The sequence below is a fragment of the Rummeliibacillus stabekisii genome, assembly GCF_007988965.1.
Classification (GTDB): Bacteria; Bacillota; Bacilli; order Bacillales_A; family Planococcaceae; genus Rummeliibacillus; species Rummeliibacillus stabekisii.
Window position 1 is genome coordinate 65,986 of sequence record NZ_BJVD01000011.1, and the last position, 22,581, is coordinate 88,566.

Below are 22,581 nucleotides of genomic sequence, written 5' to 3' on the forward strand. Positions count from 1 at the left end.
TACGATAAATAAAGTCCCTTTTTACTGAGACAGTAGTAAAGGGATCATCTTATTCACGTGATGTAATGGCTCACTTGATTTTTTTGTAAAACATAGCGTAACGCCCCCTTCAATTAAGGCACTAATTGTTTCACTAATCAAACAAGCACGATCTTCACTATAGCCACTCATTCTTAATTTATCGTAAAAAAGTTTTTCCCAAATTATAAAGGTTTCTTCACAGGCCTGGCGTAAATTCTCATTGACAAATACAGTTTCCATCGCGAGCAATCCGAGTGGGACGTTTTTAAATTGTGTTTTTCGTTCTATGTCTTTAAATCTTTCCGCAATAGTTCCAATATGATATTGAAATGCTTCGACTGGGTCATCATAAGTGGCAAGATTTTCATTAATTACTGTTGAAATCGTCTTTGCAGATAAATTAATCGCTTCAATCGCTAATTGCTCCTTACCATTAGGGAAATGATAATATAACGAACCTTTAGGCGCTCCACTCTCTTTAAGTATTTCACTTAACCCCGTAGCATGATAACCTTTCAAATGAAAAAGCAAGGTAGCTGCTTCTAAGATTTTCTCACGGGATGTTTCTTTACTAGACATAGATCATACCTCCATCAAATTATAACGAACGGTCTATATAATAATAAAAGTGTCGTTTGGTGTTGTCAATCTAAATTTATTACTATGTAAAAGCAATCTAAAGGTGAACTCCTCCCAATTAACGAGTATGTGCATTGCTATTTTTATGTCAAACAGCTAATATAGAAAACCAAAAGCAGTACAGGTTAACACAACTAAAAATAACAAGGGGGAATTGTATGAGAGAAATAACTTTATCAAACGGAAAGACTGTAAAAGTTGAATGTTTAAGCTGTGCATTAACTAGTGGACTTATTGAGTCAGATGGTGGTGTTGTTATTGAAACTGCCCATTTTCATGCCCATCAAGATGTTGCATATCCAATAAAAGGACTAATCATATTAGCTTCTAAACGCCATATTAAATGCTTTGATGAATTAACTGAAGCAGAAAAATTGGATTACATAAACTTACTGACAAAAATAAGAAAAGCTCAAAGGGAAGTGTTAAGTATAGAATATGTTTATTACTTTTACAATGAAGACACAACTCACCATTTTCATACCTGGATGGTTCCAAGGTATGAATGGATGTATCAATTTGGACGTTCAGTAGAATCTGTCAGACCTGTGCTACTTCATGCTCGCAACAACATGAATAGCGGAGAAAATATTAAGGAAGTAATGAATGCAATGAATGCTTTGGGTAAAGAATTGAATAAGTAATATAATATAAAAAATTATCTTAAGATTGTTATCCAGATAAGTGATAACAATCTCTTTTGATTTCTATAGAAATTCCAATCTAATCTCACTCCCATTCCGACTCTCCTCCTCATAAAACTCCATCACTTCTACCGTAAACCGATCTAGTTTTCTATCTAGCTTTTTATACATATAGCCAAAGGGATTGGTGATGAACTGCCTTTTAGTTTGCTGAATGGTTTCTTTGAAGGTCGTAAAGCTAATGTCTTCGAGCTGTTGTTTGCGGACTTGGTAGATTTCCCATTCCAGCAAGGGTTTTAGTTGCTTGTACACGACATCCACAAATTTCTTTGTTTCTGAGGTGTTGCCAGTGGTTGATAAAAGATAATGAAAAATTCTATTACGCAAAGATGTATTTAAGATCGGGTATGTATGTTTACCGTATTGATGTTTAGGATTAGAAGATAAAGATGGTTCCTGTTCCAGTTGCGCTGCTTCAACCTTACTCTCACAAGGAGTTTCAGCTTCTTCTTGATGTGCCACGGCCAATGTGTCATCACAAGATAAAATAGAAAAGATGTTGGCGCCTTTGATGCCATTCATCTTTTTTGTTTGGATGCGTTTGATAATCTGAAACTCTTCTAAACGTTTGAGCGTGCGGAAAACAGTTCGGACAGAAATGCCTAAAGCATCTGAAATTGTTTGTGCCTTTAAGTGGCAGGCACCTGAATAATCCAATGCATGCGAAGCCATTTTATAAAGAACGGACTTATCGGATGTGGTCAAATTGTAGTAATGCTTGCGGATGTGTTGTTCCACTTGCTCGTCCATTTCTTGTATAGTTGTAAAAGATGTATAAGGTGCTAAATATTCAAAACGTGCCATGTTTTCTCCTTCTTTCAGCTTTTATAAAGTAAATAGAAGAAAGTAGAGAAAAGGGGACAAAAAATAAAAATATTTTTGTTTACAATATAAAGAAGAATGTACAACAATTTGTTGTACACTCCTCAATTTAATGTGTGAGATGCGAATTTATTTTACATAAGATGATAATCTGAATGGGATGAGATGGTATTTGAATGAATGGGTTGACATTGTTTATCCATTTTTTTAATGTTTTGTGCAAGAGCGTTATCACGACCACGTATTTTATTAGATACTGCTTTAATTCTTACAAAATCATTCACTACATATTGAATGCGATTAGATAATGCTTCTACAGTAGCAACTATTTTTGTTTTCGCTAGAGCATCTTGTTTGCCGTGCTGTTTACCGCTCTTTTGTTATTGTGTATCTCACACATTAGTATTCTATGAAGTAAACGGTTTTCGATCTGTACTCATGTCCGTGATTCTTAAAATACTTTGAATTGGTTTACCACTATTACAGAAAAAAACTCGCCGATTGCGGCGAGTATTTCTTTTTTAATTCAAGCATGTTATTCAATAGTATGTTTCATGGCATTATACATATTGGCTACGTGCTCATCTGACTTATCTCGTGGCATGCGGAGTCGTTCAACGGAAGAGCCGTACCCGATTTCTTGTTTGCCTTCTTGTAAGTCTTTGAAAATGCCATCTGCAAATTCGTCTAATGGCTCTCCATTTGTATGCAGTCCGGCACCGCCTAGGTCTGTGTTGACTGCTGGAGGGGCAACTTCAATCACTTCTACACCTGTTTCGGCAAGCTGGTGACGCAAGCTCATCGTAAAGGAGTGGAATGCTGCTTTTGTAGCTGAATAGATTGGCGCGATAACCATCGGGGTAAAAGCTAACCCAGATGTAATGTTAATAAAAGTGGCTTCTTCTTTTTTAGCAAAATAGGGTGCAAAAAGCATCGTTATATGGAATGGCGCTTCAATGTTGGTCGTAATTTCTTGATTGAAATAAGCCCAATCGTTCTTTGCATCTGCTTTTAATATGTTAAAACGTTGTTGCATTCCTGCGTTGTTCACTAACACATTCACTTCGGGATAGTTTTCTGTTACCCATTCGAATAGGGAAATGCGCTCAGATTCACTGCTTACATCGCTTTGATGAATGATCAGCTCTGGAAATTTTTCTTTTGCCTGCTGAAGAACATTTTCTCTCCGTCCTGTAACGATCACTTTGTTTCCTGCTTTTAAAAATCTTTCTGCAAAAGCTAAGCCAATTCCAGAACTTCCGCCTGTGATAAGGATTGTATTTCCTGAAAGTTTCATTTTAATTCCTCTTTTCTCATCAGATGGAGGTGAAAACATCCATTTTGTATTGTTTGCTAATAGTGCCCCAAACTTTGCTACAAGGCTAATGATAGTATATCCCACTTTTCCCCTACAAATAGTGGTTAAAACGGCTAAGCACATGATTTTCCTGACAGGAGAAAGGAGTCATTTTTGTAGATATAAGGTGTAGTGACTATTAAACATAAAATAAATAGGTTTATGACTCTCTTAATATAAGAAAAATGATGCTTTTGATGTATAATGACACCAGATATCTGATTTATATTTAATTGGCTTCTGATTATGTGTAATGTTTATATGAATAAAGGGAAAATGCCTCTCTATTAGATTGTTTAATGATCTGCCAATGCAAGGCTATAATTAAAAAGGAGATTAAAAATGAATAAAAGCTTATTTCATCAATTAGAAGGTAGTGCTATTTGTTTTAAACCATTAGATTTAAAGGACACTGAAGCTATATTTCACTTTGCTTCGGATGAAGATGTTTCTAAATTTATTGGTTGGGATAGGATGAAGGATGTTGAAGAGACAGAAAAATTTATTGAATTAATGCAAGGACGGGAAATTTCAGGCACACACCTGTACGCCTCTATTGTTTTGAAAACTACTAAAGAAATTATAGGTACAGCTATGATTTTTAATTTTGATCAAGAAGCAAATCATGCTGAGGTGGGTTATGTATTCGATAAAAAACATTGGGGCAAGGGATATGGTACAGAGTGTGTAGAATTAATGAGCAATTTTGCGTTTGAAACCCTTCAATTACATAAATTATATGCGAAAGTGGTAGATGCAAATATTAGCTCGGCTCGTATATTAGAAAAGAATGGTTTTAAGTTAGAAGGGCAATTAGCAGATCACTATTTTATAGATAATAGATATTATGATGCATTGTTTTGGGGGAAAATCCAGTATGAAAATCATTAGAATCAAAAAAATATTGGATGGAAGGATTCCTTTTATTGTCCATTGTTCTAGTGACCATCTTTATCCTTAGCTTTTTCCTTACGCATATAAAAAAACGGCATTGGCCGTTTTTTTTTGTTGTTTTTTGCCTCAATGTTTTTTCCGATACCGTATAGGCGAAATACTTGTGTATGCCTTGAATGTTTTAGTAAAGTAATTCGGATCATCAAAGCCATTTAACCTGGCTACTTCGCTGATGGGCAAGGTGGTTTCTTTTAATGTTTTTTGGGCTTGTTGAATGCGATGATGTTGTAAGTAGCGTTTGAACGGTATACCATGGTGTTTACTAAAAATGCTGCTCAAATAGTTAGAGGTAATCCCTAACTCATTCGCCGTCTCAAGTAAAGACAACGATTTATTCTTATATTGTTCTTTAATGATGTCTGCGGCCAATTCAGCATAATTCACTTTTAGTTCCACTTTTGCATGGGCCACATGCTTCATTAAAGTTTGTGTATATAGAATGATTTCCTGAATAATCGTATAGAGAATAGGATATTCCAAAATAATGTGAAATAACTTCCGATAATTCTCTTCTAATGAAGCGTTTTGATGTAAGTGGTATTTGAGCATAAAACGTCGTATTTGTGCCAAAACACTAGTAAGGTGAATGCGAATTGGCTCTTCCTCAAAATAGGAACCTTGGGCCGATAAACGGTAGAGAAACTCTTTAATTGGATGTATATCATAATCTTCTAAACTCTGTATCCAGAGCTGCTGTTCATCAGGAGTTAAGATAGGATCGAAAGGTTCTGGAGTATGTTTCTTGCTTACATAAAATAGATTTTCAAAGCCTTTATAGAATCTCTGATTTAATGTTTTCTTTGTCGCTATATAAGCTTCGTTCAACTGAACAGGACTTCCATCATAGACCGCTATATTAATATAATTGCCGCTCCACATATGCCATTCGCGGATTAAGGAAATGGCCTTCTTTTCAAATTGGGATGTGTCCACATCACCTGAGATACAAACGATACGTTCTGATAATGGATGGATATCTATTTTTTCAAAAATGGAGGAATCCTTTAACCACTCATAAAGAATGATTAAATCTTTTTGGTGCTCGGGCTCAATTAAGAAAAATTGCTGATTTTCCATAGGATACGTAAACTTACTATTTAAGAATAACTCCATATAGAAATCAGTAGTGAGTTCCTCATTTTCAGTGAAACTAGCTTTCTTAGCCTGATCTTTAGTTACGGAAAGAATGAAATGCTTCAAAGAATCCAAATCGACTGGCTTGATGAAAAAATGAGTTACTTGCATTTGAATGGCCTTTAAAGCATGTTGGAAGAGGGGCTCCGATGCAATCGCAAAGCTCTCTATCCCTTCATTCCTGGCTAATTTAAAGAAAGAAATTTCATGTTGATGCTTAATTAATTCAATTTCAACTATTATAAAATCGGGTCGTATTTCTTTGTATAGCTGAAGGAGTTGTTCAATATCTTCTAAAATATAGATGTCGACATTTTTAAATAAGTAAGATTTCAAGTACCATTCTAAACCCTTAGCTTCAGAATGATCTCGATCCACAATGAAAATCCTCATTAATTCCTCCTTATAAAAGTACAGAATAGTATATTAATTCTATTATACAAACTAAATAGTTAAAAAAACATATAAAATTCCTTTTTTCTCTATCTAAATTCCATATTTTTAGAAAACAAAAAATATTATGATATTTTATAGAGAGGGGATGTACTATGGCTGATAAAATAGAAGAACTACCTGTAGAGTATGTAGAGGGCGCCAATAATAGTGATGGGCAATCTTCAGGCTATCCAAAAAGCTCAAATAATACGCTAACTACAGTGAAGATGATTGTCTGTAGTTTAATTGGTATCTTTAGTTTTTTTGTAACGTTTGAATGGAGAGGCAAGTCCTCAATTCTCATTGATCATATTGTAAGTTTTTTATCCACATCATTTCCAACATTGATTACAGTCTATATTTCGATTCTGCTTGTAGCAGGTGCATTGATGCCATTTAAAAATAAGAGCTGGAAAAAGGATGTTGTCAGCCGGATTTTATCTATATTTAAACTGGCTGGATTAGTTGTGGGAATTATGCTCATTGCTGGAGTAGGCCCCGCTTGGCTATTCGCTCCAGATGTCGGTCCTTTTTTAATGGACAAATTAATAAAGCCGGTGGGTGTATTAATTCCGATAGGTTCTATCTTTTTAGCTCTATTGGTTAGCTATGGCTTGTTAGAATTTATCGGTGTTTTTATGCAGCCATTTATGAAACCCATTTTCCGTACACCAGGTCGCTCTGCTGTTGACGCTGTAGCCTCCTTTGTGGGTAGCTACTCGGTCGGACTATTATTAACAAATCGTGTTTTCAAGCAAGGCAAGTATACGATTCGTGAAGCAGCAATCATTGCAACAGGTTTTTCAACAGTATCGGTTACCTTTATGGTGGTGATGGCTAATACGCTTGATATTATGGGACACTGGAGCGAATTCTTTTGGATTTCACTCGTCATCACATTTATTGTCACAGCAATAACAGCTCGTATTTATCCTCTTAATCGAATGAAGGATGAGTATCTGGAGGGAGCAACGCCTGATCCTGAGATTCGAGTAAAAGGAAAGCGGTTACAAACCGCATATCATGAAGCTTTAAACACCGTGGGAAAGAACCCTCCATTCCTAAAGAATCTATATCTTCATTTAAAAGATGGGCTTGTTATGGCGATGGGTGTAATCCCTTCTATTCTTTCCATTGGTTTACTAGGGATTGTGTTGGCACTGTATACACCAATCTTTGATTATATTGGTTATATCTTTGCACCGTTTACGTATTTATTGCAATTGCCAGAGCCTTTGTTGACTGCTAAGGCATTGTCATTATCTATTACGGAAATTTTCTTGCCATCGTTGTTAGTCACAAAAGCATTACTCATAACGAAATTTATTGTAGCGACTGTTTCAGTGTCAGCTATTTTATTCTTCTCGGCAGTCATACCTTTAATTTTGTCGACAGAAATTCCATTATCGATTCGTGATTTAATCATTATTTGGTTCGAGCGAGTTGTTCTGACATTAATACTCGTTACACCAGTTGCATTTTTCTTATTCTAAACTTTTAAAGGAGAGATAAACCATGATTCAAACAAAAACTATTCAAGCACCAAGAGGAAATCAATTATCTTGTAAAGGTTGGGAGCAAGAAGCAGCCATGCGTATGCTGATGAATAACCTTGATCCCGAAGTGGCAGAAAACCCAAATGAATTAGTGGTGTACGGTGGCATCGGGAAGGCCGCGCGAAATTGGGAATGTTATGAACAAATTATTGCTTCTTTAAAGGAACTAGAAAATGATGAAACATTGCTTGTCCAATCTGGTAAGCCTGTTGCGGTTTTCCGTACGCACGAAAATGCTCCGCGGGTATTAATCGCCAATTCGAATTTAGTTCCAGCATGGGCAAACTGGGATCATTTCTATGAGTTAGAGGAACGCAACCTTATGATGTATGGCCAAATGACAGCAGGCAGTTGGATCTATATAGGTGCACAAGGTATTTTACAAGGAACATATTTAAGCTTTGTAGAAGCAGCCAAAAAAGTATTTGGTTCACCTGATTTAAGAGGCAGATTTATTTTGACTGGCGGTATGGGAGGAATGAGTGGTGCACAGCCGCTTGCTGGGAAAATGGCGGGTGCTGTTATTTTAGTCGTAGAGGTAGATCGTAAACGTATTGAACGTAAAATAAAAGAAGGCTACTGTGACTACTTGGTTGAAACAGTAGACGAAGCACTTGCTTTAGTCGATGAATTGCGTGAAAAAAATGAGCCGGCATCCATCGGTCTAGTAGGTAACTGTGCGGACGTGAACAGAGAGTTGTTAGATCGCGGAGTCATCCCGGACATTGTAACGGACCAAACATCGGCGCATGACCCTATTAATGGATATGTACCGAATAAAATGAGTTTAGAGGAAGCTCTTATCTTGCGTCAAGAAGATCCAAAAGCCTATGAAAAATTGGCAAAGCAAACAATGGCTGTCCATGTCCAAACAATGCTTGATTTCCAAGAAGCGGGGGCAGAAGTATTTGACTACGGCAATAACATTCGAGCTTATGCAAAAGAAATGGGCGTAAAAAATGCGTTTGATTTCCCTGGCTTCGTACCTGCTTACATCCGTCCATTGTTCTGTGAGGGCAAAGGTCCTTTCCGCTGGGCCGCATTATCGGGGAATCCAGAGGATATTTATAAAACAGATGCACTGGCAAAAGAAATGTTTGCAGAAGATGAAGGCTTAACCAACTGGATTGATATGGCGCAAAAAATGGTGAAGTGGCAAGGACTACCAGCTCGTATTTGCTGGCTAGGCTATGGCGATCGTCATCGTTTCGCTCTAAAAGTAAATGAAATGGTAGCAAGCGGGGAGTTGAGCGGTCCAATCGTATTTGGTCGTGATCACCTGGATTCTGGATCTGTTGCTTCTCCAAATCGTGAAACAGAAGGTATGAAGGACGGCTCGGATGCAGTGTCAGATTGGCCAATTTTAAATGCGTTAATTAATACGGCTGGAGGAGCAAGCTGGGTAAGCGTACACCATGGCGGTGGTGTTGGCATGGGTTATTCACAGCATGCTGGCCAAGTACTCGTAGCGGATGGTTCTAAATTAGCTGGGGACAAAATTAATCGAGTGTTGATTTCAGATCCTGGAATGGGCGTTGTTCGCCACGCAGATGCGGGTTACGATATCGCCATCCAAACGGCGAAAGAAAAAAATGTACACATCCCGATGCTAAATAAAAAGGGATAAAAAGATAGCTAGATAATAAAAGGCAATGCAGAAAAATCTGCACTGCCTTTTTTGATGAAATAAATTACCTAATGAATGAAATATATGTTTGACTATATGGTTACTATACACCTTAGGATATAAGTAAGGAGAATAATAAGTAAGTAACTAGGGAAATGGCTTGGCTATTTTAAAAGCAACAAACATTTTAGAAATTGAATGAAAAAGGAGATAGAAGAGGGAATTTTATGGTGAAATCAATGAAAGATCAAAAAATGGTTATTGTTATATTGTTAAGTAATATTTTTATCGCATTTCTTGGAGTTGGATTGATTATTCCAGTCATGCCATCATTCATGAATTACATGCATTTGTCAGGTGGTTCTATGGGAACCCTCGTAGCCGTGTTTGCGGTATCGCAATTGATTGTTTCGCCTTTTGCAGGTAGGTGGGTTGATAATCTGGGAAGAAAAATCATGATTGTTTCAGGTTTATTTATTTTCAGTTTATCAGAGCTTATTTTTGGATTAGGAACGAACATCTTCATTTTATATATATCAAGAGCATTGGGCGGCATTAGTGCGGCATTTATTATGCCTGCTGTTACAGCCTATATAGCGGATATTACAAGTCTTGAGGAAAGACCAAAAGCAATGGGCTATGTGTCAGCTGCGATTAGTACTGGATTTATTATTGGACCGGGTATTGGTGGATTTATTGCTGATATGGGCATTCGTATGCCATTCTTCTTTGCTGCAGCGATCGCACTCCTCGCAGCCATTTCTTCAACCTTCATATTAAAGGAACCCATATCAAAAGAAGAACGCAAAATAAATTTATCAAAGGGTAAAGAGACTACATTCTTTAAAGATTTAAAGGAATCAGTCAAGCCGATTTACTTAGTTGCATTTATTATTGTCTTCGTTTTGGCGTTTGGCTTATCAGCCTATGAAACCATTTTTAGCTTGTTCTCAGATCATAAATTCGGTTTTACAGCTAAGGATATTGCAACGATTATTACGCTTAGCTCAATTGTCGCTGTCATCGTACAAATCGTGCTATTTGGAAAACTGGTTGAGAAACTCGGAGAAAAAGGGCTGATCCAGCTTTGTTTAATCGTAGGTGCTATTTTAGCCTTCGTTTCTACTATGATTTCTGGATTTATAACCGTCCTAATTGTCACTTGTATCATATTCCTAGCCTTTGATTTACTGCGTCCAGCATTAACTACGTCTTTATCTAAAGCGGCGGGCAATCAACAAGGGTTTGTCGCTGGGATGAACTCGACGTATACTAGTCTAGGGAATATCTTTGGCCCCGCGCTAGGAGGCTTCTTATTCGACATCAACATTAACTTCCCATATATTATCGCAGGTATATTTATGCTGATAGGCTTAGCCTTTACGTTGATATGGAAAAGTAAGAGAGTGGAAGAAGTATCAAATGAGTCTGGATTGAAAGAAGCCAAATAAAAAGCTAAAATCAAGTCTCGACTATACGTAGTGAGTGCCTTTGCCAATTACGAAGGTTAATAAATACCAAATTCAACACTTAAATAGATTTTTTAAGCCCCCTAACTGTAGGGGGCTTTTTTATTTAGCATAGTGCTAAGATTTCAATCCTTTTTAAGCCTAGTAGACAAAACGTTAAAATAGTCTTTCACAAATTCTCTAAATTGCTGTGCAGTCTCTGACAGATAGTTGCTTTTAGACCAAGCTAGCCCAATTGTCCGTAGACAATGAGGCTCTGTGATGCGAAGGCTATGTGGGAATTGACCAAATTGATGAAGCAAAGTCATTTCTGGAATAAAGGCAATGCCTAATCCTTGTTTCACCAAGTCACCAATAACCGTAGGATCATCACCTTCAAAGGCGATATGAGGAGTAAACCCTGCTTCGTAGCAAAACTGGTCCGTTAAATTACGGAATCCATAGCCAGTATGCATTTGTATAAAGGATTCATTTTTTGCTTCCTCTAGTTTAATCGTATCTCGATTAGAAAAAGGATGCCCGGGTGGTACGATGAGATAGACTTCTTCCGTGATCAGCGGTTCCCATACGATATCTGGGGCGTCGATAGGAATGGAAGATAGGCAATAATCGATTTTCCCTTCCACTAATTGTCCCTTTACGAAAGAGGAAGGCTGTAGAAACTGCTGGAATTTTACATTCGGATAATGAGATAAAAAGCTCTTTAGAAGATCAGGCAGAACGCGTGGAATCGTAACAGCCAGTGTAATCTTGCTTTCCTGCTGATTGGAGAGCTCTAAAATTTCCTTCCTCCCTTCATTTAACTCCAAAAATACTCTATCAACCCGTTTTAAAAACAACTTCCCAAACTCATTTAATTTGATCTGACGATGTTCTCTGTTAAATAGAGGTGCACCCAAATCTTCTTCCAATCTTGATATCGTTTTACTGAGAGAGGGCTGGGCAATCTGCAGCTTTTTGGCCGCTTTTGTCATATGCTCTAGCCTTGCAACAGTCTGGAAATAATGTAGCTGTAATAGTTCCAAAGATGGTAGTCCTTTCGTATATAGATTTGAAGCTATCATTTTATAATTAATAATGTATTATACAACATGCATAAAAGTAATTACTATAAGTAAGGTGAAAAAAATTGAGGATGTGATAATACTTGAATGGCTTACAATTGATTAAGCGCGATTTTATGGCAATGTGGAAGCATTCTCATGGACGTATTGCATTAATTTTTCTTCTAATTGTACCTTTAATCTATGCCGGATTCTTCTTAGCAGGATATTGGAATCCCTATGGCAAATTAGATAACTTGCCCGTAGCGGTAGTAAACAAAGATACTGGTGCTATGATGGGCAAAGACCATATCAAAGCAGGTAAAGACTTTGTAAAGGAATTAAAAGAGAACAAGGAATTGGATTTTCACTTTATGTCGGAGGAGAAGGCCAATAAGGGGCTGAAAGATGGGGATTATTATATGGTGATTACCGTTCCCGAAGATTTTTCAAAACACATTAGTACCCTAATGGATAAACATCCAGTTCCTGCACAACTTCTGTCAAAGACAAATCCAGGCGGAAATTTTGTAGCTTCGCAGATCAGTACAACTGCAATAGAAAAAATAAACGAGAAGATTTCAAACAGTATTACCAAAACATATGCAAAAGGTGTGTTTGATAAATTCCAAACACTCGGCAAAGGTTTAAAGAAAGCTGGAGACGGAGCAGATGAACTTCACACAGGCATAACGAATGCTAAAGATGCTGTTGCAAAATTGAATAATGGTTTTGGCCAGCTTGACCAAGGTATGAATCAATTGTCAAATGGTAGCCATAAGCTTCTCAATGGTGAAGAGACACTTTCAGCTGGTGCAGCCAACTTGGAAAAGGGTTCACTTTCATTAGCGGATGGCACCAAAAAACTGTCGGCAGGCATGAATACGCTGAAGACTGGTGAACAGCAGGTTGCTAACGGGGCAAAGCAATGGTCCTCTAGCAATGGAAAACTGCTTCAAGGACAAACAAAAGCAAATAACACGGCAAAGCTTTTGCAGCAGCAAATGGATGCTTATACAAAATCGCATCCTGATGCGAAGAAGGACCCAGCATTTCTAAAGATGCAAGCAATGGCAACTGGACTTGCACAGGCAACTGAACAGCTTGAAACAGGACAAACACAGCTTGCACAGGGAGCTGAAAAGATAACTGCTGGACAGGAAAGTGTTCATGCAGGAATGGAAAGTTTTTCTGCTAATTTGGACAAAGCAGCATCTGGAGCGAGTGAATTAGCAGCAGGCACAACTAAATTTAGCAATGGCTTCGAAGAATGGAGCAAAGGCTATACGACATTAAATAGTGCCATCGATAAAGCGGCTGAAGGAACAAAACCGTTTAAAGAAGGCACAGCTAAATTAATGGATGGAATGGGCCAATTATCTGATGGCTCTAGTACCCTTTCTTCCAAATTGAAAGTTGCTGCTTCAAAAACAAGTGGCATCTCTAATAATGATGCGTTGACGGATATGTTTTCTGAGCCAGTAATTTTGAAGGAAACAAGTCTTTCTAACGTGCCTAACTATGGATCGGGCATAGCACCTTACTTCCTATCACTTGCTTTCTATGTGGGTGGTATTATGGCATCAAACATCCTGCCGCTTGGCAGAAGAAAAGAACGCATTGTAAATGGTACGCATCATTTGATCAACAAATTGGGGCTTGTATATACGATTGGTTTTATACAGGCAATGATTGTGGACGCGATTGTATTAGGCGTCATTAAGCTAGAGGTGGCAAGTGTTCCACTATTTATGCTTTCTAGCGTAATTGTCTCCTTTACCTTTATGACATTTATTTTAATGCTGGTTACTGTATTTGGTTTAGTAGGGAAGTTCCTAGCCGTTACTTTCCTTGTTTTCCAACTAGCAACCTGTGGTGGGACATTCCCAATGGAGCTTGGAACTCCACTGTTAAGCAAGGTAGGGCAATGGATGCCTATGGCTCATTCGCTCAAGAGTATGCAGGAGGTCATTTCTCTAGGAAATTGGCATGAACTGCAATCTCAATTACTTTACTTAGTCATTTACCTTGCTGCAGCTATTTTGGTTGCATGGGTGGCAAGCCATATTCAACATCGTGAAAAACCGGCTGAGGAAGTCGTAACTTCATAAGGAAAAGGGAGGGCATATGCCTTCTCTTTTTTGTTGTTATGGAGAACTCGGGACTAACTAAGCAGTTTAGTTAGTCTTAAATTAAAAAAAGCAACTGACTGATTCAGTTGCTTTTTTGTATATTCACTTAGAGAAAAGGATGATAAACCAACAGATAGCCGATTAAAGTCATGGCGCTGATAGTTGCTATATACATGAGTTTATTGTTTGCTTTTTGATAAAACCAGCTGCCTATTAGGAGTAAACTAATGAAATCGAAAAACAGCTGAAATAAAAAAGTATGATGATTGTATAGATAGATGCCCACAGCTAATGTTTCCGCAGCTAACCCACTTACAGGCAATGCATATAAAAGACTGCTGATCCTATTCTCTTTGTTCCAATAGTAGAGTACGTAACTAATAGCACTACATACTAAAGCAAAAACGCTATAAAGTATAAAAAGATTCCATTGAAATTCTTCTTCGTAGAACCTTGGAGTGAAAAAGCCGAGTAAATATTTTAAAAGGTAAAAGCTTACATTCATACCCATTAAGTATACGAATACATTAATAGCCGCATTTATATTTGAGACACTAAAGTAGATGACCAATGTTACTGTGACCATCCAGAAGCCATATAATGTGGCGATTGAACTTAGACTCCAAAGATTATTATAAGGTAAGAAGTCTGTTAACCTACTGATAATCCCGGTAGCTAGTCCTATACAGAAAAAAAGACTGTAGGATTTTAAAGTATGTTGGTTATTTGTAGAATGTATCGCTACTGCCATTCAATTGCTCCTTCTTGTGTAATAAGCTGTATTCATCTTTTTATGACATAGGCTGCTTTCCTTTTCCACTCAACTGAAAAGTCAGCAAAAACGCGAATGCTCCGATGAGGGTAGAGTTGGCCAAGAGATTAAAAGCTCAAACAGATTATCCATCACAAATTTGAATGACAATATTCATTAGCCTTTTATTTTCTTCAGAAGAAGATACGTTTTCGTCTAACATGGCTCCTGCAATTATTGGCAACCATTGGAGTATTTCGCTTTTGGATATGTTTATATTACAACAATATAAGTGTAAATATAGCTCAGCTAATTCAATGGAATGCTGAGATAATAATAAATAAGTACGACATACGTCTGCACGGATATCCCCAGCACTAGCATCTACCCAATCAATGATACTAACTACATCTTCGTTCATAATTAGATTAAATGGGTGCAGATCCCCATGGCATAATCTGGGTTCATACTTTAAAGAGTTTAACCTACTAAATAACGCCTTTTTTTGTCTTTGATTTAGGGATGGAGCTGATTCAATCTTACGGCTAACTTTTATATCCATACGTTCAATTTCCTCTGATTCTACCTTGACTTCATGTATTCTTTTTTGAATATTAACAAGGACATTAATATATTGCTCAGCCTCAATTTGATTTTTTAATAGACGATGTCCTAAGGTTTCACCGTTGATGTATTCCATTATTATTGCCTGTATTCCGTTTATCTTTTTAACCTCTAATACTTTTGGAACATTCAGCCCACATGAATAGGCAAACTCTTGTTTCTTAGCTTCATATAATGATTCAGTAGGTGGTAGATTTTCTTTGAAAACCTTTACTATTTTATTATTCCATAGATATAGATTTGCAGTATTACCGGTGGCGATCAGATTTCCTTTAAAATTCATACCTTTCCTCCAATCAATCATTTATTAAATTTTGAACTCAGACTCTAAGGGTCCTTCTATGACACACTTCGTTTCACTTTTCCACTCAACTTAAAAGTCAGCAAATACGCGAATGCTCCGATGAGGGTAGAAAAAGCCAATAGATTAAAAGTCCATGTGTAGCCAATCCAAGCTGACAGCGGAATAGCAATAGGTGCAAGCGCTCGACCAATCGTGAAGCGAAGGCTGCCTGCTGCAAAGTATTGACCTCTCATATGCTCCGGTGAGATTTTGGCGATAAAGCTATCTTGAATGCCTACGACAATTAGTTCCGCAGTTGTGAAAACAAACATGCCTAAAATGATCACCCAAATACTGGTCGTATAACCGAAAATCAGCATAGCTAGGCCGTATAAGCAGGAAGACATGATAAATACATTGCGTTCTTTATATTTCGTCATCCATTTTGAAATAAATACCGTAAAGAGGGCAACGAGCAGTCCATTTTCGGCAACAACCCAACCGAATGCCTTCTCTCCTGATGCTTTAAGGGACCAATCACCAAAAGAAAACAGATTCTGTACGGGAACCATTTCTTTCATGTAAACGGCGAGTAATAGATCCATTTGCATAAAAGCTTGCGCTGCGAATATGCCGCCTATGATAAATAACAAAAAGACCTTATCCTTAATAATGACCTGATAATCCTTCAATTGCTCATTTATCACAGTGAGCCAATTACTAGCTTGCTCATTGGATGTGGATAACCCTTCTAGAGATGCCGGCGTGGTTTCTCTGATGAATGCATAAATTAAAAAAGCGACAAAAAAGCTGGCTGCGGCACTTGTGATTAAGAGTCCGAATCGATGATCGAAGAAAAAGATGCCGCCTAGTATGGGGCCGATTACCACGGAGATATTGATAGCTGTATAGAAGACAGCGAACACCTCGCTGCGATGCTTTTCAGGAACCACATCGGCCACCATCGCATGGCTGGCCGGCATATAAAAGGAACCGAAGAAACCAAGTATGGAGAAGCAAATAAAGCTGAGCATAGCCGATTGAAGCCATGGTGAATTGGCTAAAGCAAAGGCAATGAAAGCAAGCCCTTGGCCGAACATCGAGATGAACATCATTCTTTTTCGGCCAAATTTATCGGCGCAATAGCCGCCAATCAAATTGGTGAAGACGCCTACAAGCTGAGAGACGATAAGTAAGATGCCTGCGAGCCCTTTTCCCAGTCGGTCTGAAAAATAAATGGCCATATACGGCAAGAACATCCAAAGTAACATGTTAGTTAGAAATTCACCGTAAAGCCGGACCTTCAAATTGCGGTCCCAATCCTTCCATTTCATATGTAATTCCCTCAATTCTATGATGTTTACAAATTGGGAATCCTTTCGTTATTTCTATTAATTAAAAATTTTCCCACTTTTAAAAGTTACCATGTCCTTTCCCTACATACAACCGTTTTTGAAGAGGTCAGATTTCTCTACATGCTAAAGAAGGGGAAAACAAAACCCCTTCTTTCTATTATTATCCTTGATACTGTTTTCAGAGTGACTGCATAGGAGATTTCATATGAACTGGAACAACCTAAAGCAATTTGTAAGTATTAGCTTCATAGCTTTCTTACTTACTATTCTTATTAAAGTTGCATGTTTATCATAAATACCAACGTTTAGTATTGCGAAAAATAAAGAGTAGGGTATAATGTGAGTACTTATTAAGTACGGACACCAAAAACTCAATTCATTATAATTACAAGACAACACTAATACTGTTAGCCATGAGAGTAGACGCGGAAACGTCTACTCTTTTTTTATCGCTGTTTTCGTAAATATTGTTGATTTAAAGGATATTTAACTTTACACTAAAAGGAAATTTAAGATATATGTGTTATAAGTATTGAGGTGATGTTATTGTTTAACGTATTTTTAATAACTCATATAGTTACAGGGATGATTTGTTTAATAAGCGGGATATTTGCAATGTCTTCTAAAAAGAAGAGAGGGAAACATACTGTATCTGGCGAGATATACCACTGGTCTTATGTTCTTGTATTTATAACAGCTTTGGTTATGTCGGTAATTCATTGGGAAAAAAGCCAATATTTATTCTACATCGCTCTGTTTTCTTATGGGCTTGCATTATTGGGCTATTTAGCGGTCAAGAAGAAGTGGAAAAATTGGATAGGTGCTCATATAGGAGCAATGCTAGGTTCTTATATAGGTATTGTAACTGCAACTTTAGTAGTTAATATTCCTAGTATACCAGTTTTAAATGAACTGCCTATTTTGTTATTCTGGTTTCTACCTACAATAATAGGAACTCCGCTCATATTTAAAGTAGGTAAAAAATACGCTCCAAAAAAAGAAGTTAATTTTTAAGCGCTTCTTACATTTTATAGCCGTCTAAAACCCTGTATTGCCGGAGTTTCTTATTCAATAATCGGGAGCTTTTCTCCAATAAGGAAGGGTGTCTTTATTTATGGAAAGGACCATTGAATAAATATGTTATATAATAAAAATCATTAGAAATTAGGGAGAAACGATTGAATACTAACCAAAAGGCAATAGAGCTATTTGAACAAAATGACTATGAAGAGGCCTTAGAGCTTTTTCAAAAAGCACTAAGAGAATCCAGAAATATCCAGTCACTGAATAATCTTGCTTGGATATACAGCTACGAGGAAGAGAATGATCAAAAGGCTCTCGAATTAATAGAAGAAGCCATTGCTATGAATCCTAACTCGTATTTCCCTTATACCTTACTCGGGGAAATTTACTTGAGGCAAAAAAAGTGGAAACTTGCTTTAGATACATTATTGAAATCCATTTCGATTCAACCTTCCAATGAAGCTTATCATAATTTAGCTTTAGCAAAGTACCATCTTGGAGATTTCACGGAAGCCTCTAACTTTTTTCTACGAGTTGCAGGCGATTCTGATGATGTGATGTTAAGCCATGTTAAATGTTTAATTGATCTTGGAATGAAAAAAGAAGCAAAAGAGAAATTAGATGCATTTAATCCAGGTGCAGATGATTATGTAGGGGAAATTGAAGTTGCTGATTTGTATGTTGAAATGGAATGTTTTGAGAAAGCGATCTTTTGGTTTGAAAAAGGATGGAAAGAATACTTGAAAGAACCTTATTGGGTTACTAGGTATATCTATTCTCTTTCTAATACAAAAAATAGTAACCGTATCAATGAAGTAGTATATGAAGCTATTCAGCAAAAGGACGAAGAGATTAAAAATGCGCAGGAAGAAGAATGTGATGAGAATTGGACAGAAGATGATAAAGAAGAATATATTCAGCAATTACTTGCAGACAAAAATGATTATAAGAATATGGTTGAAATATCATCTGAACAAATCCCATCTATAGAATTTGAACCTTCAATAACTGGGGGCTGCTATTTGTTTGGTTGTAAACGTCATAACCATTGTGAATACGAAGAGGTAACAGAAGAGATTGACTTCTGAAGAAATAATTAAAACTTTTTCTTCTTAACTATGTCTTATTGTGAAGGAACACAGATAGAAAATGATCAAGCTTTTTTATAAAACCGATATTTAAATCTGCTTAAAAGAATGCATTTTGATCAACCTTTCTCAAAATGGATTCTTTTTATTTATCGATAAATACTGGTTAGTAGGGTATTCATAATTGGGAGCGATTGTGAACGAACAAGAATAGAAAATGAACAACCTTTTTCACAAAAAGGGATCCTTTAATGTAAGGTGAAATTCAGGTTTACAGGGTGTTTTCTAGATAACTCTATTTTAAAGCACAAAAAAGACAAAATTCACTTTCAGCTTCGAGTGAGTTTTGTCTTTTTATATAATCATATACTTGAAATTTCCTGTGTACCATTTTCTGGAAAGCTATTATTTTAAGGTTATTCCTGTATTATTTTGCATATCGATAAGATGCAGAAAAGGCTCCTTTAATATCTTTTTTCTTAGATTTAAATTTTATAAGTTCATAGTGGTAATATTTGCTATAATTAAGAATATACTAATTTTTATGAATATAATAATGAGGAGTGTGTTTAATAATGATGTCTTTTCCGAAACCAGATGTTTCACAGTTTTTAAGAACGTTTTCGATTGAAGATTTTGCGGTCAGCCCTGATGAAAAGCAGCTTGTTTTCAGTACCAATTTGAGTGGAAAGTATAATTTATGGGCGATGGACTTGCCCAATATATTTCCTTATCCTCTGACAACGATTGATCAAAGCTGCCAGGCGCTCATGTATGACAAACAAAGCCAATTCATTATTGCTGGATTTGATTATGACGGGAATGAAAATACCCAATTCTATGGGATCCCGCTCAAAGGCGGGGTAATGAAAGAAATCGTCTATCATGAAAATACACGTAATTTCCAACCGTTTTTATCTGAAGATGGGAAAAAACTTTATTATACATCCTCTAAGGAAAACCCTTCTTACTTGAATTCCTATTGTCTACATTTAGAAACAGGGGAAGAAACGAAGGTTTTAGAAGGGAATGGAGGAGCGTCCTATCTGATTAGTCAAAGTCCAGATGAGTCTTCGTTTCTTTATTTGAAAATGTTTGCGAATACGTATATGTTGATGTATGCAAAACGTGGCGATGAGGATATCTTGCTCACGCCTCCAACGGATAAGCAACATACTGTAAGTGATGGCGTGTTTGTATCAGATTCAGTGATCTATTTGTTGACGGATTATGAAGCGGACTTCACATACCTGGCTTCTTATAATCTGGATACGCACGAATTTAAAAAAATAAAAGAAATAGAAAACGAAGGATTTAGCAGCTTGCAATATGATAAGGAACGAAAGCTTTTGTATATTGCTAGCGAAAAAGGTGTAGAAGATCATCTGTATGAATACAATTTGGAAAATGGCGAGTGGAATCAGCTAAAGACGCCTGCTAGTGTCATTGAAAAGCTGGTTGTGACGAAATCGGGCACTTTGTATTTATTAGGAAGAGGTGCCACAAATCCTCGCAATATTTATAAAAAAGTAGAGGACGAGTGGGTATCTTTAACAAACTACACTGTGCCGGGTGTAGAAAAGTATGATATGGTCGAGCCTGACGTGATTACATACCCGTCCTATGATGGGCTTGAAATCGAAGCATTATTTTTCAAGGCGAAAAAAGAAAATGATAATGGTGAAATTATTTTCTGGCCGCATGGCGGGCCGCAAGCATCAGAACGAAAATTTTTCAGAGCTTCTTTCCAATTCATGCTGAATCAAGGATTTAGTATATTTGCGCCAAACTTCCGCGGTTCTTCAGGTTACGGATTAGAATTCATGAAGATGGTGGAGGGAGATTGGGGTTACGGGCCACGCCTCGATAATGTCGCAGGTTTGGATTGGCTCATCGACAATGGGTATACAGAAAAAGGGAATATATTATTGATGGGCGGAAGCTACGGCGGTTATATGGCATTGCTTTTACATGGACGACATGCGGACTACTTTAAGGCAGTTGTCGACATTTTTGGTCCCTCCGATTTATTCTCGTTTATTCAATCAGTGCCGGAAGACTGGAAGCCAATTATGGATCAATGGGTAGGGAATCCAGAGAAAGATAGAGAAAAGCTGATTGAATACTCGCCAATCACCTATCTAGAAACGATGACCAAGCCGATGCTTGTCATCCAAGGTGCAAACGATCCTCGCGTCGTAAAAGAAGAATCCGATCAAATCGTCAAAGCCTTACAGGAAAAAGGGCGCGATGTGGAATATATGTTGCTAGAGGATGAAGGACACGGCTTCTCGAAAAAAGAAAATGAAATTGCCGTATACCAAAAGATTCTCTCGTTCTTTAATCAGTTTATTGGGGTGAAAGTTTAACAATTACAGGTTAAGAGAAGTGCTATAGCACTTCTCTTTTTATGTGAATAATTTCAATAGGTTTAATTAGCTTCATTATGTATTTAACAAATATGCTTTTGTATGTTAATTTTTGTATGATGTATAGTACTGTTGATATTATAAATAATAATGCAGTTATTGAAAGTATACATAGTAGAGGAGTGATTCTATTGAATTTATTATCTAAAAAGTTATTAGGAAACTCTATGTTTGAATGGTTAATCTTTATTCTTGTTTTTCCTATCGGTTTATATTTTATATTTATCAAGCATAGCCCTCTCGGATTTATCTTTTTCATAGCAGGAGTGGTCTTTATTGTTCTTTTTGAGGCTGTAGTGAAAAGAAAAAAAGCCAAAAGCAAGATTAATTAAGTAAAACCTAATACATGACCTCTTTAACTTCAGATGGCAAAGTACTTAGTGATCTATTTTTTGCAATACCTATTTACCAAAAGAAGCAGAAGGAGTAATTAGATATATACCAATAAACTTATGATGCAATTTCAAATGCAGGATTTTTTTAGTAGGAGAAATCGAATCCTTTTATCTTTATTTCATATTTTTAATAACTTTCTATTTTTTATTAAAAAATGAGGTGTTTTGTTTAGGTCCTGTATAACCTATAATGCTCATTGACGCCTGTATGCCCCTTTTTTAAAATTAATTTATAAATTTTTTACAATTGAGGAATTAATCTTAATTTGTTTTATAAGGTGGTGTAGCAGGTGAAGATTCTCTATGAAGAGTCAAAGTGGAAGAGTATAGCTTCGGCACTTGAAAAAGTGAATGAAGCACACAAATATGACAATAAGTATGAGCATGCAGATGACCTATTTAAGGATTCTAAGAGTGAAATAGCAGACAAAGATATCGATAGAGCCATTTCTTTTAGCCCTCAGACATACCAACCAGAAGCGAAATCCATACGCGAGAAGTACAAAAAATTATATGATTATGCCAAGGGAATTGGTAAAATTATAGATGAAAAAGTAGACGAACCGTTCTATAAAATCATCGATGAATATATGCAACAGATGGCTGATATGAATGTTTCTGCGTATACAACAGCGAATACGATTAACGTTCAAACAGGGCCCTTTTTTTATAGGCATGATAAAAAGGAAATCAAGTTAACTGATTTATATGAAGCGGACACGGAGTATTCTGATAACCTG

At 36.8% G+C, this 22,581-nt stretch carries 19 protein-coding genes; 11 read left to right on the forward strand and 8 right to left on the reverse strand.

The window, feature by feature from the left end:
- Window positions 1–21: 21 nt before the first annotated feature.
- Entirely contained in the window at window positions 22–600 is a 579-nt protein-coding gene (locus tag RST01_RS14160; RefSeq protein ID WP_147197776.1) for a TetR/AcrR family transcriptional regulator, read from the reverse strand.
- 218 nt (window positions 601–818) lie between these two features.
- On the opposite strand from RST01_RS14160, the gene RST01_RS14165 reads away from it, so the two are divergent.
- On the forward strand, window positions 819–1,304 hold the full coding sequence (locus RST01_RS14165) for an HIT family protein (RefSeq protein WP_147197778.1): 486 nt from the start codon (window positions 819–821) through the stop codon (window positions 1,302–1,304).
- A 63-nt stretch (window positions 1,305–1,367) separates the two neighbouring features.
- Here the strand turns inward: RST01_RS14165 and RST01_RS14170 are convergent, their stop codons facing one another.
- Together RST01_RS14170 and RST01_RS14175 are read right to left on the reverse strand one after the other, a co-directional pair.
- On the reverse strand, window positions 1,368–2,168 hold the full coding sequence (locus RST01_RS14170; protein WP_147197780.1) for a helix-turn-helix domain-containing protein: 801 nt from the start codon (window positions 2,166–2,168) through the stop codon (window positions 1,368–1,370).
- Between the two features lie 553 nt (window positions 2,169–2,721).
- Window positions 2,722–3,483 carry an SDR family oxidoreductase gene (locus RST01_RS14175; RefSeq protein WP_147197782.1) on the reverse strand — a complete coding sequence of 254 codons (762 nt, stop codon included), beginning with the start codon at window positions 3,481–3,483 and terminating at the stop codon, window positions 2,722–2,724.
- A 402-nt stretch (window positions 3,484–3,885) separates the two neighbouring features.
- On the opposite strand from RST01_RS14175, the gene RST01_RS14180 reads away from it, so the two are divergent.
- Window positions 3,886–4,434: a GNAT family N-acetyltransferase gene (locus RST01_RS14180; protein ID WP_147197784.1), complete on the forward strand. Its 549-nt coding sequence runs from the start codon at window positions 3,886–3,888 to the stop codon at window positions 4,432–4,434.
- A 129-nt stretch (window positions 4,435–4,563) separates the two neighbouring features.
- Here the strand turns inward: RST01_RS14180 and RST01_RS14185 are convergent, their stop codons facing one another.
- A complete protein-coding gene (locus RST01_RS14185) occupies window positions 4,564–6,024 on the reverse strand; it encodes a helix-turn-helix domain-containing protein (protein WP_147197786.1) in 1,461 nt (486 codons plus the stop codon).
- Between the two features lie 155 nt (window positions 6,025–6,179).
- Between RST01_RS14185 and RST01_RS14190 the strand changes: the two genes are divergently transcribed.
- The 3 genes from RST01_RS14190 (at window position 6,180) to RST01_RS14200 (ending at window position 10,700) form a co-directional block, all read left to right on the forward strand.
- On the forward strand, window positions 6,180–7,559 hold the full coding sequence (locus RST01_RS14190) for a YjiH family protein (protein WP_147197788.1): 1,380 nt from the start codon (window positions 6,180–6,182) through the stop codon (window positions 7,557–7,559).
- Window positions 7,560–7,581: 22 nt separating this feature from the next.
- Window positions 7,582–9,249 carry a urocanate hydratase gene (hutU, locus tag RST01_RS14195; protein ID WP_147197790.1) on the forward strand — a complete coding sequence of 556 codons (1,668 nt, stop codon included), beginning with the start codon at window positions 7,582–7,584 and terminating at the stop codon, window positions 9,247–9,249.
- Window positions 9,250–9,476: 227 nt separating this feature from the next.
- The gene (locus RST01_RS14200) at window positions 9,477–10,700 is read left to right on the forward strand and encodes an MFS transporter (protein WP_147197792.1); all 1,224 of its coding nucleotides are present in this window, start codon (window positions 9,477–9,479) and stop codon (window positions 10,698–10,700) included.
- Between the two features lie 143 nt (window positions 10,701–10,843).
- Here the strand turns inward: RST01_RS14200 and RST01_RS14205 are convergent, their stop codons facing one another.
- Window positions 10,844–11,743, reverse strand: coding sequence for a LysR family transcriptional regulator (locus RST01_RS14205; RefSeq protein WP_147197794.1), 900 nt, complete (start codon window positions 11,741–11,743; stop codon window positions 10,844–10,846).
- Window positions 11,744–11,865: 122 nt separating this feature from the next.
- Here RST01_RS14205 and RST01_RS14210 point away from each other — a divergent pair, with 122 nt between their 5' ends.
- The gene (locus tag RST01_RS14210) at window positions 11,866–13,872 is read left to right on the forward strand and encodes a YhgE/Pip domain-containing protein (protein ID WP_147197796.1); all 2,007 of its coding nucleotides are present in this window, start codon (window positions 11,866–11,868) and stop codon (window positions 13,870–13,872) included.
- A gap of 127 nt (window positions 13,873–13,999) precedes the next feature.
- Here RST01_RS14210 and RST01_RS14215 read toward each other — a convergent pair whose 3' ends face one another.
- From RST01_RS14215 to RST01_RS14225, 3 genes are all read right to left on the reverse strand, one after another.
- Complete coding sequence (locus tag RST01_RS14215; RefSeq protein WP_147197798.1) at window positions 14,000–14,644, reverse strand: hypothetical protein; 645 nt, start codon at window positions 14,642–14,644, stop codon at window positions 14,000–14,002.
- A gap of 145 nt (window positions 14,645–14,789) precedes the next feature.
- On the reverse strand, window positions 14,790–15,551 hold the full coding sequence (locus tag RST01_RS14220) for a phosphotransferase family protein (protein WP_147197800.1): 762 nt from the start codon (window positions 15,549–15,551) through the stop codon (window positions 14,790–14,792).
- Between the two features lie 56 nt (window positions 15,552–15,607).
- Window positions 15,608–16,858 (reverse strand): MDR family MFS transporter, encoded by a 1,251-nt coding sequence (locus RST01_RS14225; RefSeq protein ID WP_244946731.1) that lies wholly within the window; start codon window positions 16,856–16,858, stop codon window positions 15,608–15,610.
- A gap of 588 nt (window positions 16,859–17,446) precedes the next feature.
- On the opposite strand from RST01_RS14225, the gene RST01_RS14230 reads away from it, so the two are divergent.
- The 5 genes from RST01_RS14230 to RST01_RS14250 form a co-directional block, all read left to right on the forward strand.
- Window positions 17,447–17,920: a DUF2306 domain-containing protein gene (locus tag RST01_RS14230; protein WP_147197814.1), complete on the forward strand. Its 474-nt coding sequence runs from the start codon at window positions 17,447–17,449 to the stop codon at window positions 17,918–17,920.
- Between the two features lie 164 nt (window positions 17,921–18,084).
- Window positions 18,085–19,017 (forward strand): tetratricopeptide repeat protein, encoded by a 933-nt coding sequence (locus RST01_RS14235; protein WP_147197802.1) that lies wholly within the window; start codon window positions 18,085–18,087, stop codon window positions 19,015–19,017.
- A 575-nt stretch (window positions 19,018–19,592) separates the two neighbouring features.
- Complete coding sequence (locus RST01_RS14240) at window positions 19,593–21,386, forward strand: S9 family peptidase (RefSeq protein WP_147197804.1); 1,794 nt, start codon at window positions 19,593–19,595, stop codon at window positions 21,384–21,386.
- Window positions 21,387–21,577: 191 nt separating this feature from the next.
- Entirely contained in the window at window positions 21,578–21,778 is a 201-nt protein-coding gene (locus tag RST01_RS14245) for a hypothetical protein (RefSeq protein WP_147197806.1), read from the forward strand.
- Between the two features lie 353 nt (window positions 21,779–22,131).
- Window positions 22,132–22,581, forward strand: a 450-nt coding sequence (locus tag RST01_RS14250; RefSeq protein ID WP_147197808.1) for a hypothetical protein, incomplete at its 3' end; no start/stop codon positions are given.